Origin of the sequence: Streptomyces sp. NPDC048718 (genome assembly GCF_043198875.1) — a bacterium.
Lineage (GTDB): Bacteria > Actinomycetota > Actinomycetes > Streptomycetales > Streptomycetaceae > Streptomyces.
Window position 1 is genome coordinate 394,204 of sequence record NZ_JBICVG010000003.1, and the last position, 16,936, is coordinate 411,139.

General features: G+C 73.2%; 14 protein-coding genes. 10 read left to right on the forward strand and 4 right to left on the reverse strand.

Features of this window, described 5'->3' with window-relative positions; all coding sequences use genetic code 11:
* Positions 1-69: 69 nt before the first annotated feature.
* Complete coding sequence (locus ACGFRB_RS07405; protein WP_393240188.1) at positions 70-1,212, forward strand: glycosyltransferase family 4 protein; 1,143 nt, start codon at positions 70-72, stop codon at positions 1,210-1,212.
* 144 nt (positions 1,213-1,356) lie between these two features.
* Here the strand turns inward: ACGFRB_RS07405 and ACGFRB_RS07410 are convergent, their stop codons facing one another.
* Positions 1,357-3,867 (reverse strand): SdrD B-like domain-containing protein, encoded by a 2,511-nt coding sequence (locus ACGFRB_RS07410; RefSeq protein ID WP_393240191.1) that lies wholly within the window; start codon positions 3,865-3,867, stop codon positions 1,357-1,359.
* Positions 3,868-4,087: 220 nt separating this feature from the next.
* Here ACGFRB_RS07410 and ACGFRB_RS07415 point away from each other — a divergent pair, with 220 nt between their 5' ends.
* Positions 4,088-4,807 (forward strand): hypothetical protein, encoded by a 720-nt coding sequence (locus tag ACGFRB_RS07415; RefSeq protein ID WP_393240194.1) that lies wholly within the window; start codon positions 4,088-4,090, stop codon positions 4,805-4,807.
* Positions 4,808-4,909: 102 nt separating this feature from the next.
* Here ACGFRB_RS07415 and ACGFRB_RS07420 read toward each other — a convergent pair whose 3' ends face one another.
* The gene (locus ACGFRB_RS07420) at positions 4,910-6,706 is read right to left on the reverse strand and encodes an AMP-dependent synthetase/ligase (protein WP_393240197.1); all 1,797 of its coding nucleotides are present in this window, start codon (positions 6,704-6,706) and stop codon (positions 4,910-4,912) included.
* 391 nt (positions 6,707-7,097) lie between these two features.
* Between ACGFRB_RS07420 and ACGFRB_RS07425 the strand changes: the two genes are divergently transcribed.
* The 6 genes from ACGFRB_RS07425 to ACGFRB_RS07450 all read left to right on the forward strand — a co-directional run bounded on the left by ACGFRB_RS07425 (position 7,098) and on the right by ACGFRB_RS07450 (position 12,837).
* Positions 7,098-7,865 (forward strand): metallophosphoesterase, encoded by a 768-nt coding sequence (locus ACGFRB_RS07425; protein ID WP_363011575.1) that lies wholly within the window; start codon positions 7,098-7,100, stop codon positions 7,863-7,865.
* A 207-nt stretch (positions 7,866-8,072) separates the two neighbouring features.
* A complete protein-coding gene (locus tag ACGFRB_RS07430; protein WP_361228217.1) occupies positions 8,073-8,516 on the forward strand; it encodes an SRPBCC family protein in 444 nt (147 codons plus the stop codon).
* Between the two features lie 136 nt (positions 8,517-8,652).
* Positions 8,653-9,927, forward strand: coding sequence for an ArsA family ATPase (locus ACGFRB_RS07435; RefSeq protein ID WP_393240201.1), 1,275 nt, complete (start codon positions 8,653-8,655; stop codon positions 9,925-9,927).
* Between the two features lie 161 nt (positions 9,928-10,088).
* A complete protein-coding gene (locus ACGFRB_RS07440; RefSeq protein WP_393240204.1) occupies positions 10,089-10,691 on the forward strand; it encodes a DUF5304 domain-containing protein in 603 nt (200 codons plus the stop codon).
* Positions 10,692-10,771: 80 nt separating this feature from the next.
* Positions 10,772-11,713, forward strand: a complete 942-nt coding sequence (locus ACGFRB_RS07445) for an ROK family glucokinase (RefSeq protein WP_361228223.1) — start codon at positions 10,772-10,774, stop codon at positions 11,711-11,713.
* A gap of 320 nt (positions 11,714-12,033) precedes the next feature.
* Entirely contained in the window at positions 12,034-12,837 is an 804-nt protein-coding gene (locus ACGFRB_RS07450; protein WP_393240208.1) for an endonuclease/exonuclease/phosphatase family protein, read from the forward strand.
* An 89-nt stretch (positions 12,838-12,926) separates the two neighbouring features.
* On the opposite strand, the gene ACGFRB_RS07455 is transcribed toward ACGFRB_RS07450, so the two are convergent.
* Together ACGFRB_RS07455 and ACGFRB_RS07460 are read right to left on the reverse strand one after the other, a co-directional pair.
* Complete coding sequence (locus ACGFRB_RS07455) at positions 12,927-13,730, reverse strand: hypothetical protein (protein WP_393240210.1); 804 nt, start codon at positions 13,728-13,730, stop codon at positions 12,927-12,929.
* A complete protein-coding gene (locus ACGFRB_RS07460; protein ID WP_393240213.1) occupies positions 13,723-14,505 on the reverse strand; it encodes an alpha/beta hydrolase in 783 nt (260 codons plus the stop codon). The genes ACGFRB_RS07455 and ACGFRB_RS07460 overlap by 8 nt, the downstream gene beginning before the upstream one ends.
* A gap of 183 nt (positions 14,506-14,688) precedes the next feature.
* Between ACGFRB_RS07460 and ACGFRB_RS07465 the strand changes: the two genes are divergently transcribed.
* Both ACGFRB_RS07465 and macS read left to right on the forward strand, forming a co-directional pair.
* Positions 14,689-15,435 (forward strand): lysophospholipid acyltransferase family protein, encoded by a 747-nt coding sequence (locus ACGFRB_RS07465; protein WP_363011564.1) that lies wholly within the window; start codon positions 14,689-14,691, stop codon positions 15,433-15,435.
* Between the two features lie 144 nt (positions 15,436-15,579).
* Positions 15,580-16,872 (forward strand): MacS family sensor histidine kinase, encoded by a 1,293-nt coding sequence (macS, locus tag ACGFRB_RS07470; protein ID WP_393240217.1) that lies wholly within the window; start codon positions 15,580-15,582, stop codon positions 16,870-16,872.
* The last annotated feature ends 64 nt before the right edge of the window (positions 16,873-16,936 follow it).

Genomic DNA, 16,936 nt, shown 5'->3' on the forward strand with positions numbered 1-16,936 from the left:
GTGGGGCGGGACTTTCCGGACGCGGCCTGGTGCCGGGCCCGGCGTATGCGCGCGGTACTGTCGGCCACGATGCACAAGACCCTGATCGTAACCAACGACTTTCCGCCACGGCCTGGCGGAATCCAGGCATTCCTGCACAACATGGCGCTGCGTCTCGACCCCGAGCGGGTCGTGGTCTACGCCTCCACGTGGAAGCGGAGCGACGAGGGGAAGGAGGCGACCGCCGCGTTCGACCTCGAACAGCCTTTCACGGTGATCCGCGATCGCACCACCATGCTGCTGCCGACCCCCCGCGTCACGGCCCGGGCGACGGCGCTGCTGCGCGAGCACGGCTGTACGTCGGTGTGGTTCGGCGCCGCCGCCCCGCTCGGCCTGATGGCCCCGGCGCTGCGGCGCGCGGGCGCCCGCCGGATCGTCGCCACCACACACGGGCACGAGGCGGGCTGGGCCCAGCTGCCGGCCGCCCGGCAGCTGCTGCGGCGGATCGGCGAGGGTACGGACACGATCACCTACCTCGGCGAGTACACCCGGTCCCGGATCGCCTCGGCGCTCACCCCGGCCGCCGCGGCGCGCATGACGCAGCTCCCGCCGGGTGTCGACGAGAAGACCTTCCATCCCGGCTCCGGCGGCGCCGAGATCCGCGAGCGGCTCGGGCTCACCGACCGGCCGGTGGTCGTGTGCGTCTCGCGGCTCGTCCCGCGCAAGGGCCAGGACACCCTGATCCTCGCCATGCCCGAGATCCTGCGCCGGGTCCCGGGCGCGGTCCTGCTGATCGTCGGCGGCGGCCCCTACGAGCAGGACCTGCGCCGGCTCGCGGACCGCACCGGCGTGGCCGGCTCCGTACGGTTCACCGGCGCCGTGCCGTGGGAGGAACTGCCCGCGCACTACGGGGCGGGCGACGTCTTCGCCATGCCGTGCCGTACCCGGCGCGGCGGCCTGGACGTCGAGGGCCTCGGCATCGTCTACCTGGAGGCGTCCGCGACCGGTCTGCCGGTCGTCGCGGGCGACTCGGGCGGCGCGCCGGACGCCGTCCTCGACGGCGAGACCGGCTGGGTGGTGCGCGGCGGCAGCGCCGAGGAGACCGCCGACCGGGTCGCCACGCTGCTGCTCGACCCGGAGCTGCGCGCGCGGATGGGCGCGCGCGGCCGGGAGTGGGTCGAGGACCGCTGGCGCTGGGACCTGCTGGCGGAGCGGCTGCGCGAGCTGCTTTAGCGTCTTCAGTGGTGGGCCTTGTCCGCCCGGCCTCCGGAGGTACTCCGCCGCACCGCGTCCGCGAGCGGTCACGACGACGGGCCGGCGCGTCGCACCGGCCCGTCGCAGGGGTACCCGCTGATGTCCGTCAGCGGTCGTGGGTGATCAGTGGAGCCTGGAGCGGCGCTTACGGGTCATGAAGACGACGGCCGCGCCCGCGCCGACCAGCAGGGTGGTGAGGGCGAGGTACAGGCCCGTACCGGACGTGCCCGTGTGGGCGAGGGAGCCCGAGTCGCCGCCGTTCGGGACCGGGCCGGGGGGAAGCGGCGCCGCGGAGGTCGGCGGTGCCGGCGTCGGCGGGGTGCTGGTCGGCGGCACCGAGGTCGTCGGGGTCGGGGTGGGGGTAGGAGGGGTCTCCTCGGGGATGTACACGCCGGCGTCGATCGTGTGGTCGACCTCTCCCGCCTTCGCGGGTGCCGTGACCGGCGCGGTTCCGTCGCACAGCTGCCCGGTGGTCGGCGGCGTCACATTGGAGTCGTGCGCCCGGTCGTCACCGGCCCTCGGGAGCGTGAAGCGCAGATCGGTGGCCGCCGGCTTGCCGGGCACCTGGCTGGTGTCCGCCGTACACACGTTGAACCGCACGGTGTAGTCGGCGCCCGGCGTGAGCTCGTACGCCGCGCCGACCCCGCCGAAGTAGTACTCGCCCGCGGCGTCGGTCCTGGTCGTGGCGACCTGCTTGCCGTCGGCGTCCAGCAGGTCGATCGTGGCGCCCGGCAGCAGCACGTGCCCGGGGTCCTGGATGCCGTTGTGGTCACCGTCGAACCAGACCACGTTGCCGATCTGGATCGGCGCGTTCGCCGCGGCGTACGCGATGTCGCCGAGGCCGCCGGCCTTGCCGAACCCGTTTCCGTCGACGAACTGGTACGCGTTGCCGTTCGGGTCGTTGCCCGGTCCCGCCCCGGTGGCGACGTCGTAGAAGCCGGCACCGGCGGTGCTGACATGGACGGTCGGGTCCATCTGGGTGCTGATGACCCACTGCTGCTGCGGGATGTAGGCGACCGAGCCGAGCGAGGTCTCCTGGTGCAGCCCGCGCTGGTTCGGGGCCGGGGTGGTCTGGCCGGAGAAGAAGTCGCCGGGGAAGTACTCGACGACGCCCTCCGCCTCCAAGCCGTCGTTGGCGGGAGTCGCGTGGTTCGGGCAGCCCTCGGTGCCCTCCCAGGCGTACCCGCCGGTGGGCTTGGCGCAGGCCATGGTGATGTCACCGCCGGCCATGCCGCCCTGCGGGGTGTTCTTGTCGGGCCTCGGGTCGAGCCCGCCGGCGACGTCCATGAGCCGGTCGCGGAAGCCGAGGATCATCGAACCGTCGCGGGCGAAGGCCATACTGGCCAGCTCCGGCTGCGGACCGATCATCGTGGCGCCCACCACGTTGCTGTCCCAGGTCTCCAGGCGGGTGTCCCAGGGGTTCCAGAAGCGGGACGCCTCGTGGTCCGGGAAGCCGACGAACACATCCCCGCGCTCGGCGGTCAGCGGATGGTCCAGTACGGGGGTGAACTCCTTGCCGTCGTACGTGGAGACGACGGCCTTCAGGTCCGCGCGCTTGCGCGTGCTCTCCGCGCTGCACACGCCGCCGACGTACAGGGTGTTGTCGTGGACGGCCAGACCGGTCGGCCGCCAGTCGCCGGCCGAGGCGCAGCCCGGGTCGGGGATCGGCACCGTGGCCTTCGGCGCCGAGGCGCTCGCCCCGGTGGCGTCGAAGCTGACCAGGCTGCGGGTGAGCAGGTTCACCGCGTACAGCGTCGAGCCGTCCTCCGACAGGGCCAGGCCACCGATGCTCTCCTTGCCCGGCGCGTCGGTGAACCCGGCGTCCTTGAGCATGTTGGCGCTGTCGTGCGCCGTCGCCGTGGCGCCCGGCACCTTCGCGAACAGCTTCGGGGCGCCGCCGCCGTCGGCCGGCACGGTGTAGATCGCGTCGCCGCCCTCCGGCCCGTACGCGGCGAACCGCCGGGCGAACGCCGCCTGGAACAGCCGTTTGCGGTACCTGTCATAGGCAAGGCCCGTGGTCGTCCCCACCTGTTCCTGCGTGGCGAGCACGGTCGGGCAGGCCTTGTCGGCGGGACAGGTGCCGCGGGAGTCCGTCCCGAAGGCCACCAGCGCCCGGGTGTCGCTCGCGCCGGGGCCGGTCTGGACCGGTACGAAGTAGCGGGTGTCCGCCAGCGCGTAGTCGGCCGCGTCCCAGACCCCGGTGATCACCGAGTCGTCCTTGCCCTCGGAGACGTCCACGAACGACGTGAAGCTGTCGAAGTGGTTCTCCTCGGTGGAGGCGGGCGCCGCCCGCAGGTAGCGGTCGTACGGCGCCGGGACGCTGACGTCGACGCGGTACCGGCCACCGGTCAGTTCGGCCGACGGGGGCAGCACGACCTTGCCGGTGGCGTCCGTGGTGCCGGTGACGTGATGACCGGCCGGGTCTAAGACGTCGACCTTCATCCCCCGCTGCGGCACGTCCATGGTCGTGTTGATCACGCCGGTGCCGAAGAAGTCCCGCAGCACCTGGACCGTCAGTGTGCCGTCGGAGGTGGCGGCGCCGGCCTGCCCGGCGCCTGTCGCGATGGTGCCGGTGGCCCCACCGATCAGTAACAGACCGGACAGCCCCACGCGTGCCAGTCTTGGAATCGCCATGTACGGGCACTCCTCTTTGTCGTCCTATGTCCCTACGGACACAGCAACCGACCGCAATATCCCACAAGTTGACGTTCAATCAGGTCGGAAAGCGGAATTTGCCGGCTGGGCCGCCGGGCGACTGTTAGCATCCCGCCGCGTGCGGAGCATAAGGATCAGGCGAGGTCTCCCTCGGGGAGCGGCGGACCGGCACGGGGCGAAGCGACCCCGGACGCGCTGGATGGCAGCGGGCGCGGGCATCGCCGTCGCGGCTGCCGTGGCCCTCGCGTTCGCCCTTGCCGGCGACGGCGACGAGCCCGTCGCCCGGCGCGTGCTGACCTCGGACGAGGCCGACCGGCTGGCGGTCGCGCGGTTCCGTAACTACGAAGCGGAAGGCCGCGCGGTGACGATCACCGTGCCGGGCGCGGCCGGCGGGCTGGTCGTGACCGGATCCGTCGACTACCGCGCGAAGACGGGGTACGGGGTGGTGCGCGGAACCGGACGCGACGCGTCCGGCGACGGCCTGATCGAGTGGACGGCCGCCACCGTCCGTTTCCACCCCTTGGCGAACGCCCCGGCGACCGCGCCGGCGTCGCCGCCCGCGACCGGCTGGTACGACCGTCCGCTGCGGACGGCCGGCAACACCCTGGACAGTGCGCTGGCCATCGTCCTCGGCCTGGGCGGCGACCGCCCGGACAACGCCCAGCTTCTCCGGCAGAACGGCGCCGCGTGGATCGGGTCCGGCCAGGTGCGCGGCCGGCGGACGGACATCATGACCGGCCCGGACGCCCGCGGCAAGGCCGGTACGGCGGACAGCGTGCGCTACTGGGTCGGCGAGGACGGGACCATGTACCGGGTGCGGGCAGACGTGGCCTCCGAACCGCGGCCGGTGGTCATCGAGTTCGACACCCAGAGGTACGTCCCCGTCCGCCCGGTGCCGAAGGCGACGCCCGCGCGGTGACCCCGGCACCCGGCACCCGGCCCCTGGAACCCCGCCACGTAGGGGAAACGCCCCGGCCTGATCAGGCCGGGGCGTTTCCCCTACGTGCGGGAGGAGGGGCCGTCAGACGGTGTAGATCGCCTCGATCTCGTCGGCGAAGTCCTTCGCCACCACGTTGCGCTTCAGCTTCAGCGACGGGGTGATGTGCCCCGCCTGCTCCGTGAACTGCGAGGACAGGATGCGGAACTTGCGCACCGACTCGGCCTTGGAGACGGCCGCGTTGCCGTCGTCCACCGCCCGCTGGACCTCCGCGAGCAGCTCCGGGTCGTCGCGCAGCGACGCCGCCGTGGCACCGGCCGGCTTGCCGTGCTCGGCCGCCCAGCGGCCCAGGAAATCCTCGTCGAGGGTGACGAGCGCGGCGACGAACGGCCGCCCGTCGCCGACCACCATGCACTCGGCGACCAGCGCGTGGGCCCGGATCCGGTCCTCGATGACGGCCGGGGCGACGTTCTTGCCGCCCGCCGTCACCAGGATCTCCTTCTTGCGGCCGGTGATCGTGAGGTAGCCGTCCTCGTCGAGGGTGCCGATGTCACCGGTGTGGAACCAGCCGTCGGCCAGCGCCTCGGCCGTCGCCGCCTCGTTGTTCCAGTAGCCGGAGAAGAGGTGCTCGCCGTGCAGCAGCACCTCGCCGTCGTCGGCGATCCGTACCACCGAGCCCGGCAGAGGCTGGCCGACCGTACCGATCTTCGGCCGGTCCCACGGGTTGAACGCGGTCGCCGCGCACGACTCGGTGAGGCCGTAGCCCTCCAGGACCGTGAAGCCGATGCCCCGGAAGAAGTGGCCGAGCCGCTCGCCCAGCGGCGCGCCGCCCGAGATCGCGTACTCGCCGCGCCCGCCGAGCACCGCGCGCAGCTTCGTGTAGACGAGCTTGTCGAAGATCTTGTGCTTGATCCGCAGTCCGAGGCCCGGCCCCTGAGGGGTGCTCAGCGCGCGGCTGTACGCGATGGAGGTCTGGGCGGCCTTGTCGAAGATCTTGCCCTTGCCGTCGGCCTGCGCCTTGGCGCGCGCCCCGTTGTAGACCTTCTCGAAGACCCGCGGCACGCCGAGGATCATGGTCGGCTGGAAGGCCGCCAGCTCGTCGGTGAGGTTCTTGATGTCCGGCAGACAGCCCAGTTTGACCGGGGCCATCACACAGGCGATCTCGACGAGCCGGCCGAAGACGTGCGCCGTCGGCAGGAACAGCAGCACCGAGGACTCGTTGGTGCGAAACAGCGGCCTCAGCCGCTCGACGGTGTTGCCGCACTCGGCGAAGAAGGCGCGGTGGGTCAGCACGCAACCCTTGGGGCGGCCGGTGGTGCCCGAGGTGTAGACGATGGTCGCCGGGTCGTCGGCGTTGGCCGCCGACATCCGCTGGTCGAGGGTCTCGTCGGAGACGTCCGCGCCCTCGGCGGTGAGGCTCGCGATCGCGTCGGCGTCGATCTGCCGCACGCTCTTGAGGGCCGGCAGGTTCGCCCGTACCGACTCCACCGAGGCCTCGTGCCCCGCGTTCTCCACGAAGGCGAGGGCGGCGCCCGAGTCGCCGAGGATCCACTGGATCTGCTCCGGCGAGCTGGTCTCGTACACCGGCACGGTCACCGCGCCCGCGCTCCAGATGGCGAAGTCGAGCAGCACCCACTCGTAGCGGGTGCGGGACAGCAGGGCGACCCGGTCGCCCGTCTCGATGCCCGCGGCGATCAGACCCTTGGCCACCCCACGGACCTCGGCGAGGAACTGCTTCGCGGTGACGTCGGTCCAGGTGCCCCCCACCTTGTGCCCCAGAACGGCGACATCTGGGTGCTGGGCGGCGTTCCGGCGGATGAGATCCGTCAGATTCCCGTCGGCGGGGACCTCGTACAAAGCCGGAAGGCTGAACTCGCGCAAGACTGCTGCTCCTCATCGGGCGCCGGCGCCACGGCTCTGTGTGATGCACCGGTGCGGTCCAAGATCGGGCAGGTGCTCAAGGGTGGGGGTGAGCACGACTGGACTGCCCGGACGTTACCCATCAGTACGTGGTTCCCGATAGGGGGTCCTGGCCAGATGTTCCATGCGTCACACCGCCCTGACGCTCTTGGCCGCAGAGTAGTCGACGGCATTCCCGACTCCCAAGTAACCGCAGGTCGCGCCTGCCGGAGGGGTGTGGCGGGGTGGCTTCCGGAGGTAAACGGAGCAGGTCATTCCACGGGGGTACGGGGGATTCCCGGCGCGGCCCCGGGCCGGAAGCGGCCGATTCGGGGGAGGTCCCCTCGCGCCGTACGGCCCCTACCCTGACCCCATGCGGATCAACGTGGTGAGCGATGTGCACGGCAACACGGCGGCCCTCGCCCGCGCCGGGGACGGCGCCGACGCCCTCGTCTGCCTCGGCGACCTGGTGCTCTTCCTCGACTACGCCGACCACAGCCGAGGCATCTTCCCCGACCTCTTCGGCGCCGAGAACGCCGACCGCCTCGTCGCCCTGCGCACCGCCCGCCGCTTCGACGAGGCCCGCGACCTCGGCCGCAGGCTCTGGGCCGGACTCGGCGTCGACCGCGCCGAGGCCATCGAGGCGGGCGTCCGCCGCCAGTACGCCGAAATGTTCGCCGCCTTCCCCACTCCGACGTACGCCACCTACGGAAATGTCGACATGCCCGGCCTGTGGCCCGAGTACGCGGGACCCGGTACCACCGTCCTCGACGGCGGGCGGGCCGAGATCGGCGGTCTCGTCTTCGGCTTCGTCGGCGGCGGTCTGCCCACCCCCATGCGCACCCCGTACGAGATCCCCGACGAGGAGTACGCCGCCAAGGTCGAGGCCCTCGGCGAGGTCGACGTGCTCTGCTCGCACATCCCGCCGGACGTGCCGGAACTGACCTACGACACCGTCGCCCGCCGCTTCGAACGCGGCAGCCGTGCCCTGCTCGACGCGGTGCGCCGGACCCGGCCGCGCTACGCCCTCTTCGGCCATGTCCACCAGCCGCTCGTGCGCCGGATGCGGATCGGCGCGACCGAGTGCGTGAACGTCGGGCACTTCGCGGCGACCGGCCGTCCCTGGACGCTGGAGTGGTGAGCCGGAGCCGGAGCCGGAGCCGGAGCTGGAGCCGGTGGGCGGGGGCGGGCGGACCCGGTGCCGTTTCCGCCGTGGCCCCGGATACGGCCGCGGTCGCGGGGCCGGCCGGGCCGTGACCGCCCTCGGCCGGAGCGGTGACGGGCGCCCGGGGGCGGCGCGATAGCCTGCTGGCAGACACGGATCGCGTCCACACGAGGAGCCCCCGCGATGGCGGAACACACCAGCTCGAGCATCACGATCGAGGCGGCCCCGGCCGAGGTCATGGGCGTCATCGCGGACTTCGCCCGCTACCCGGAGTGGACCGGCGAGGTGAAGGAGGCCGAGGTCCTGAAGACGGACGCGGCCGGCCGCGCCGAGCAGGTCCGGCTGCTCCTGGACGCCGGCGCCATCAAGGACGACCACACCCTCGCGTACACCTGGACCGGCACCGACGAGGTCAGCTGGACGCTGGTCAAGTCCCAGATGCTCCGCGTCCTCGACGGCTCCTACCGGCTCGCCCCGGCGGCCGGCGGCTCCCGTACCGAGGTCACGTACCAGCTGACCGTCGACGTCAAGATCCCCATGCTCGGCATGATCAAGCGCAAGGCCGAGAAGGTCATCATCGACCGCGCCCTCGCGGGCCTGAAGAAGCGCGTCGAATCCGGGAAGTGACCCGAGGCCCCTTACCGGCACAGCCGGTCCGGCTAGGCCCGGCCCGCCCCGGCGGGGAACCGGCCGGACGGCCCTGAGGGCCTTTGAAGGGGAACCGGGCCGCGAGCCGGGCAGGGCCGCCGGTACGGTTCGGCGCATGCGGATCATTCTTGTCACCGGTACGGGCGGCGCCGGGCGGAGCACCGTGGCCGCGGGCACCGCGCTCGCCGAGGCCCGGGCGGGCCGGCGGGTGCTGTTCGTCACCGCCGCGGCCCGGGGAGCGGCCGGCGGCGCGGCGGACGGCGTGGTCGGGCTGCTCGCCGGCGGGGCCGGAGCCCCGGCGGGCCGCCCGCACCCGGTCCCGCTGGACACCCCGGCCACCGCTCCCGGCGGCGGCGAAACGTTCCATGGCGCCGGGACCGGCAGCCTGCACCTCCTGGTCCCCGACCCCGCCGGCGACTTCCGGCGTGAGTTCCTCGGCTTCCAGGACCGTTCGCAGACCGCGCTCGACCTGCTCGGCGCCACCCCCTTCGAGGAGGCCGAGCTGACCGAACTGCCCGGCAGCGGACAGGTCGCGCTGCTCCGGGCGGTACGTGACGCCGCCGCCGGGAACTGGGACCTCGCCGTCGTCGAGCTGCCCCCGGTCACCGAGGCCCTCGCCCTGCTCGCCCTGCCCGAGCAGCTCCGCCGCTATCTGCGCCGGCTCCTGCCCGCCGAACGCCAGGCCGCCCGCGCGCTGCGCCCGATGCTCGCCCAGCTGGCCGGCGTACCCCTGCCCGCGCAGTGGCTGTACGAGACCACCGCCCGCTGGGAGGCGGAACTCGCCGCCGTCCAGGATGTGATCGACTCCCCGGACACCGCCGTCCGGCTCGTCCTCGAACCGGGCCCCGCCGCCACCGGCACCCTGCGCACCGCCCGCCTCGGCCTCGCCCTCCAGGGCCTCGCCCTGGACACGGTCGTCGCCAACCGGGTGCTGCCGGCCGGCTCGTTTGACCCCTGGTTCGCCGGCCTCGCCGCCGAACAGCACCGCCACCTGGCCGCCCTGCGCGAGGAACACCCCGGCCTGCGCGAGCTGCCGCACCTCGGGCGCGCCCCGCGCGGCCTCGACGACCTGGCCCTGCTCGCCACGACCGGCGGTACGGGGACGGGGGGCCCGGGGCTTGCCGCCGCGCCCGTACGGACCGTCGAGGACCGGCGCGCCGAGGACGGCATCCTGGTCTGGCACGTTCCGCTGCCCGGCGCCGTCAAGGACGGTCTCGGCCTGGTCCGGCGCGGCGATGAGCTGCTGCTCTCCGTCGGCCCGTTCCGGCGCGCTCTGCCGCTGCCCGCGGCGCTGCGCCGCTGCACGGTCACCGGCGCCGGACTCGTCGACGGCGACCTGCGGATCCGCTTCGCCCCGGACCCGGGACTCTGGCCGGCCGGTACGCGCTGAGTGGGGCGGATCGGGTCGGGGCGCCTGGGGCCCGCGCGGCTCGATCCGGCCGGATCCATTCCGTAGCGCGGCGGACCGCTGCGGCGACGGCCGGATCGGCACCCTCCTGGAGCCGCCCGCCCGGCGTGTACCGTCGATCGTAGAGACGTAAGGAGGAGGCCATGAGCGAGAGCGACCCGGACGCCTGGGCCCAGGCGTGTGCCGAGGACCTTCAGGCCGAGAAGGCCCGCCGCCGCGCCCGGCGCGGCGAGGAACCCGGCTCCCCGGCGGAGGAGTTCCGCAAGCTCTTCGAGGCCGTCGCCGACAAGCTCTCCGGGAGCTTCGGCGGCACGCTCGGCGGCGCCGCCGCGGGGCAGGCCGCGGCCACCGTCCAGCAGGTCGTCCACCAGGCCAAGGCGCTGGTGGAGCCCGTCATCGAACGCAACCCGCAGGTCTTCGACCACCTCGCCGCCGCAGGCGGCGAACTGCTCGCGGCCTACCGCTCGGCCGTCCAGGGCCACGAGGCCCGCTGGACCCGCGGCGACACCCGCGAGGCCAACGAGGCGGGCGCGCCCCGCCCGGCCGGTACGGACAACCCCCACGACGTCCACACCGACAAGGGCGGCGAGAGCGCCGAGAGCGGTGCGGGTGGCACGAAGAGCACGCGGGGCACTTCGGGTACGGAAGGCACTCCGGGCCCGCGGGGCCGGAGCGACGGCCCCGACGGCCCCGGTGGGCCGGACGACGACGGCCCCGCGACCGGGCAGCACATCGACCTCGACTGAGCCCGTCCGCGCAGCCCGGAGCGGCCCTCCGCCTCGGGTACGGTGATCCTTCGCGGGGCTCCACCGGAACTGAGGGACACATGGGACTCACCATCGGCGTCGACATCGGCGGCACGAAGATCGCGGCCGGCGTGGTCGACGAGGAGGGCAACATCCTCGGCACGCACACCGTGCCCACGCCGCCCACCCCCGAGGGCATCGTCGACGCCATCTGCGCCGCCGTCTCCGAGGCGGGCAAGGGCCACTCGATCGAGGCCGTCGGCATCGGAGCCGCCGGCTACGTCGACGACAAGCGCGCCACCGTTCTGTTCGCCCCCAACATCGACTGGCGGCACGAGCCGCTGAAGGACAAGGTCGAACAGCGCGTCGGCCTCCCCGTCGTCGTCGAGAACGACGCCAACGCCGCCGCCTGGGGCGAATACCGCTTCGGCGCGGGCCAGGGCCACGAGGACGTCATCTGCATCACTCTGGGCACCGGCCTCGGCGGCGGCATCATCATCGGCAACAAGCTGCGCCGCGGCCGTTTCGGCGTGGCCGCCGAGTTCGGCCACATCCGGGTCGTCCCCGACGGCCTGCTGTGCGGCTGCGGCAGCCAGGGCTGCTGGGAGCAGTACGCCTCCGGCCGCGCCCTCGTCCGCTACGCCCGCCAGCGCGCCCTGGCCACCCCCGAGAACGCCGAGGTGCTCCTCGGCCTCGGCGACGGCACCCCGGAGGGCATCCAGGGCCGGCACATCAGCGAGGCCGCCCGGGCCGGCGACCCGGTCGCCATCGACTCCTTCCGCGAGCTGGCCCGCTGGGCCGGTGCCGGTCTCGCGGACCTGGCGTCGCTCTTCGACCCCTCGGCGTTCATCGTCGGCGGCGGTGTCTCCGACGAGGGCGAGCTGGTCCTGGACCCGATCCGCAAGTCCTTCCGGCGCTGGCTGGTCGGCGGCCGGCACCGTCCGCACGCCCAGGTCCTCGCCGCGCAGCTCGGCAACAAGGCCGGTCTGGTCGGCGCCGCCGACCTGGCCCGCCAGGGCTGAGCCCCGCCGCCCCCGCCGCCCCCGCCGCACGACCCTCGCGCCCCTGCGCGCGCCCCTTGGGCGACCCTCGTGCCCGTCGTGCCCTCTGTGGCGCGGCGGGCACGCCGTCTATCGTGACCGGCATGGCGATCAGCGCGCGGAGCGGCCTGGGGCGTGTTTCGAAAGTCCCTCCTGGCCCGCGACGCCTGGCACGCACACTCGCTGCGTTGTCGGAGTCATCCAAGTACGTCCAGTACGAGGATGATCCTCCGCCTTGCGATGCTGCTCGGCATCCGAAGGATGAATCAAGGCGCCGAGACGGAGCGAGCGAAGCGAGCGCAGTGCACCAGACGCCGCAGGCCCCGCCCTCCGGGCGGACGGAGCTACTTTCGAAACACGCCCTTGCCGGTCTGCCCGGCTCCCGTACCGAGCCGGACGGCTCGGCCGTCGTCCGGGTCCTCTCCTACAACGTGCGCTCGATGCGCGACGACGAGGACGCCCTCGCCCGGGTGATCCGGGCCTGCGCTCCCGATCTGGTCTTCGTGCAGGAGGCCCCGCGCTTCTTCCGCTGGCGCGAGCACGCGGCCCGGCTCGCCGCGAAGAGCGAACTGGTCGTCCTGACCGGCGGCGCGACCGCCGCCGGTCCACTGCTGCTGTGCTCGCTGCGCGCCACCGTGGAACGCGCCGAGGACCTGCTCCTGCCCCTCACTCCCGGCCTCCACCGGCGCGGTCTCGCGACCGCCGTCGTCCGCTTCGGCGGTGCGCGGGTGGGGCTCGTCAGCTGTCATCTGAGCCTGGACGCGAACGAGCGCGACACCCAGGCGGGCCTGCTCCTCGACCAGGTGGCCGCGCTCGGCACCCCGTACACGATCGTCGCCGGCGACCTCAACGAACGCCCCGGCGGCCGGGCCTGGACCCGGCTGACCAAGGAACTGCGGGACGGCCACGAGGCCGCCCCCTGGGGCACCGGCGCCACCTTCCCGGCCACCGCGCCCGACCGCCGGATCGACGCCGTCCTCGCCACCCCGGGCATCGAGTTCCTGGCCTGCGGTGTCCCACCGGACCTCGACCCCGCCGACCTGTGCGCGGCCACGGATCATCTCCCGTTGGTGGCGGTGGTCCGGATCCCTGCGGTGGGTGGGTGACGGTCGGTGGCCGGAGGCCGCCGCAGCTGTCCGAAGCCCGTGAGGCGCCGCGGCACCGAACAGCGCGAGGAGGGCATCGAAGGAAAGGATCAGACGACCGCGCCCCGGCCCGGGTCGTCGAAACCGTCCTCGTCCTCGTCGTCGCTCTTCATCCGGGCCACCAGCGTCACGAACCCGCCCAGGAAGCCGCCCACGCACAGCGTGGTCAGCCACCAGGTCATGTCCCACTGGAGCAGCACCGCGAGCAGCATCAGGACCGGGCCGCCCGCAGCGGCCAGCCACGCGAACTTGGTCGTCGTGTCGGCCTCCGGCAGTGGCGGCGGCTCCGGCGGGACGAAATGGCCCTCGTCGGGTTCGGCCGGCGAGTAGTCCCGGGGGCCGCCCGGCCCCACGCCCGGCGCGAACACGATCGACGAACCGAGCGCCGGCTTTCCGGGCTCGTCCGGCGCCGCCGGACGGCGGAACTTGTCCGGCTTCTCCGCCGCCTCCGAGGAGGAGTCCGCGCGCCCTTCCGGCCGCCCCTCCGCCCCTTCGCCCTTGCCGTCGCCGCTGCTCCGGCCGTCGTCCTCACGTCCGTCCGAAGCCGCCCGATCCGCTCCGGACGCGGCTCCGGAGGCAGTCCCGGACGTCGTTCCGGACGCCGTCCCGGGCGTCGCCCTGTCTCCAGGCGTCCCCGTGCTTCCCTTGTTCCCCTTGCTTCCCGAAGCCCCCTTGCCCCCGGCCGTCCCCTCGTCCCCGGGCAGGTCCGGCAGCGCCAGATCCTCCACCCGGCGGAAGGGCCGTGCCCCCGGCGGGTCCGCCGGCTCCTCCCCGTACCCCGCGACGATCGCCGCCCAGGCAGCCTCCTCGTCGATGGGCTGCGGCTCCCGCTCCCCGTCCTGCTGCTCAGCCACCGCTCGCGATTCCCTTCTCGCCTGCCACTTCGGGAGCGAGCCTGGCCATGAACGCCCAGCTCTCCTCGAAGATCCGCTCCGCGTCATGGTCCAACGTCGCCACGTGGTAGCTCTGTTCCAGCAGGATTTCCCGGACGTCGGTCGACGACACCCGGCTGAGCACCCGAGCCGAGTCGGCCGGCGGGACGACATGGTCCTGCGGGCTGCGCAGAAGCAGCAGGGGACAGGTGACCTGCGGCAGCTCCCCGTCCACGACCTGGAAGAAGCGCCGCAGCGAATACGCCGCGTGCAGCGGCACCCGGGGGTAGCCGACCTCGTCCACGCCCGGCTTCGCGATGTCGCTGGCGATACCCGCGACGGACGGCACCAGGTGCCGGACCACCGGCAGTGCCTTCGCCGCGAGGCCGTGGACCTTGTTCCCCGGGTTCACGAGCACGATCCCGGCGACCGTGTCACCGTGCCGCGCCGCGAGCCGCAGGGTCAGGGCGCCGCCCATCGACAGACCCATGACGAAGACCCGCGAGCAGCGCTCGGTCAGCTCCAGCAGCGCGCGTTCCACCTCCGCGTACCAGTCGTGCCAGGTCGTGAGCTGCATGTCCTGCCAGCGGGTGCCGTGACCCGGCAGCAGCGGCAGCGACACCGTCAGCCCCTGCGCGGCCAGGAACTCGGCCCAGGGGCGCATCGACTGCGGGGAACCGGTGAAGCCGTGACAGAGGAGTACGCCGACCTCTCCGCCCTCATGGCGGTACGGCTCGGCTCCAGGAAGGACCGGCACGGGGTCTCCTGTTCGGGTTCGACATCGAAGAAGGGCTTTCACCGTACGCGACCGGACCGACACCGACCAGGGCCGTTCGCGGGCGGGCATGGACGCCTGTGGCCGCCCGGCCCGCCGCCCAGGGGATAAAGTCGTCGTGACGGCGCGCAGTGGAGCGCGGCGGCACACGGAAGGCATGGAGAGTTGATCTACGGCGCAATGAAGTTCTCCCTCGGCGGGTCCCTGAAGCTCGCCTTCAGGCCCTGGGTCGAGGGCCTGGAGAACGTACCCGCCGAAGGCCCGGCCATCCTCGCGAGCAACCACCTGTCCTTCTCCGACTCCTTCTTCCTGCCCGCGGTGCTCGACCGCAAGGTGACCTTCATCGCCAAGGCCGAGTACTTCACCACCCCCGGCGTCAAGGGCCGGCTGACCGCCGCCTTCTTCAAGGGCGTCGGCCAGCTCCCGGTGGACCGCTCGGGCGGGCGGGGCGCGGGCGAGGCGGCGATCAAGGCCGGCATCCAGGTCATCGAGAACGGCGGCCTGTTCGGCATCTACCCTGAGGGCACCCGTTCGCCCGACGGCCGGCTCTACCGGGGCAAGCCCGGCGGCCTCGCGCGCGTGGCGCTCGCCACCGGCGCGCCGGTGATCCCGGTCGCCATGATCGACACGGAGAAGATCCAGCCGCCCGGCAAGGTCCTGCCCAAGCTGATGCGCCCGGGCATCCGGATCGGCAAGCCGCTGGACTTCAGCCGCTACCAGGGCATGGACGGCGACCGCTTCATCCTGCGCTCGGTGACCGACGAGGTCATGTACGAGATCATGAAGCTGTCCGGCCAGGAGTACGTGGACATCTACGCGACGGCCGCCAAGCGCCAGATGGCGGAGGCCGAGAAGGCCGCCAAGCAGGCCGTGAAGGAAGAGATCGCGGCACGCGAGGACTCCGGCGCCTGACCCCGGCAGGGGTACGTACGGGGGTACGTGCGGGGGTACGTACGAGGGCGCGCACCGGGGCGCACGGGCCGAGGTAGCGGACCGGCGGACCGGCGAAGCGACGGGCCTACGGGCCTACGGGCTTACGGAGTGACGGGGGCGACGATGGCCAGGCGCGAGCAGGTCGTGCGCATGTCGGTCGAACAACCGCTGTGGCGCGCGCTCGCCGCGTACCGCGTCCTCACCCTGGTCTACGCCCTGCTGCTGGCCTTCTTCGGCCGCGCCCGCTACGAGCATCCCGCGGTCGCCGCCGGCTATCTCGCCGTCCTGGCCGTATGGACCCTCGCCACCCTGCCCCGGGTGGCCAACGCGGCGAGCTGCACCAAGCGCTTCCTCGCCGCCGACCTCACCGTCGCCCTCACCGGCATCCTGCTGACCCCGGTCGCCGACCTCCAGGCGCAGTCCGTCGACGGGCCCACCCTGCCGTCGATATGGACCGCCGGCGCCGTCCTCGCGTACGCGATCAAGGGCGGCTGGCGCTGGGCCGCCGTCGCCTCCACCCTCGTCGGCGTCGCCAACCTGGTCGAACGCGCCCATCCCAGCCGGGACACCCTGCACAACGTGCTCCTCGTGTGGGTCGCCTCCATCGGCATCGGCTACGTGGTCCAGATCGCCCGCGCCTCCGAACGGACCCTGGCCCGCGCCCTGGAGATCGAGGCCGCGACCCGCGAACGGGAACGGCTCGCCCGGGACATCCACGACAGCGTGCTCCAGGTGCTCGCCATGGTGCAGCGGCGCGGTACGGCGCTCGGCGGCGAGGCCGCCGAGCTGGGCCGGATGGCGGGCGAGCAGGAGATCGCGCTGCGCACCCTGGTCGCGGGCGGGCTCGTCCGTCCCTCCCATGTCTCCGAGGACGAGTCGGCGGGTGCCGTCGTCCGGCTCGTGGAGTCGCCGGAGGGACGGGAGGGACCAGCGGGTCCAAAGGGGCCGGAGGGTCTCGGTGGAGCGGGGGAGTCCGGCGAGATCGACCTGCGTATGCTGCTCGCCCCGCGCGCCGGTGCCCGGATCACCCTCGCCGATCCCGGCGCCCCCGTCCCGCTGGCGGCCTCGGCCGCCCGCGAACTGGCCGCCGCCGTCGGCGCCGCCCTGGACAACGTACGGGTGCACGCGGGCGAGGGCGCCCGCGCCTGGATCCTGGTCGAGGACTGGGGCGACGAGGTGATCGTGACCGTACGGGACGACGGCCCCGGCATCCCCGAGGGCCGGCTCGCCCAGGCCGAGGGCGAGGGCCGGATGGGCGTCGCGCTGTCCATCCGGGGCAGACTGCGGGACCTCGGCGGCAGCGCCGAACTGATCTCGGTACCCGGTCAGGGCACCGAAGTGGAACTGAAGGTCCCGCGCACGCCACGGGACCAGCACGAACAGCGTGACCAGCGGGAACAACGGGGGAAGGCATGAGCGACGTGGACGAGCGGCAGCCTCGGGCGGCGGAGCACGGCACCGGCGGATCGGCCGGACAGGG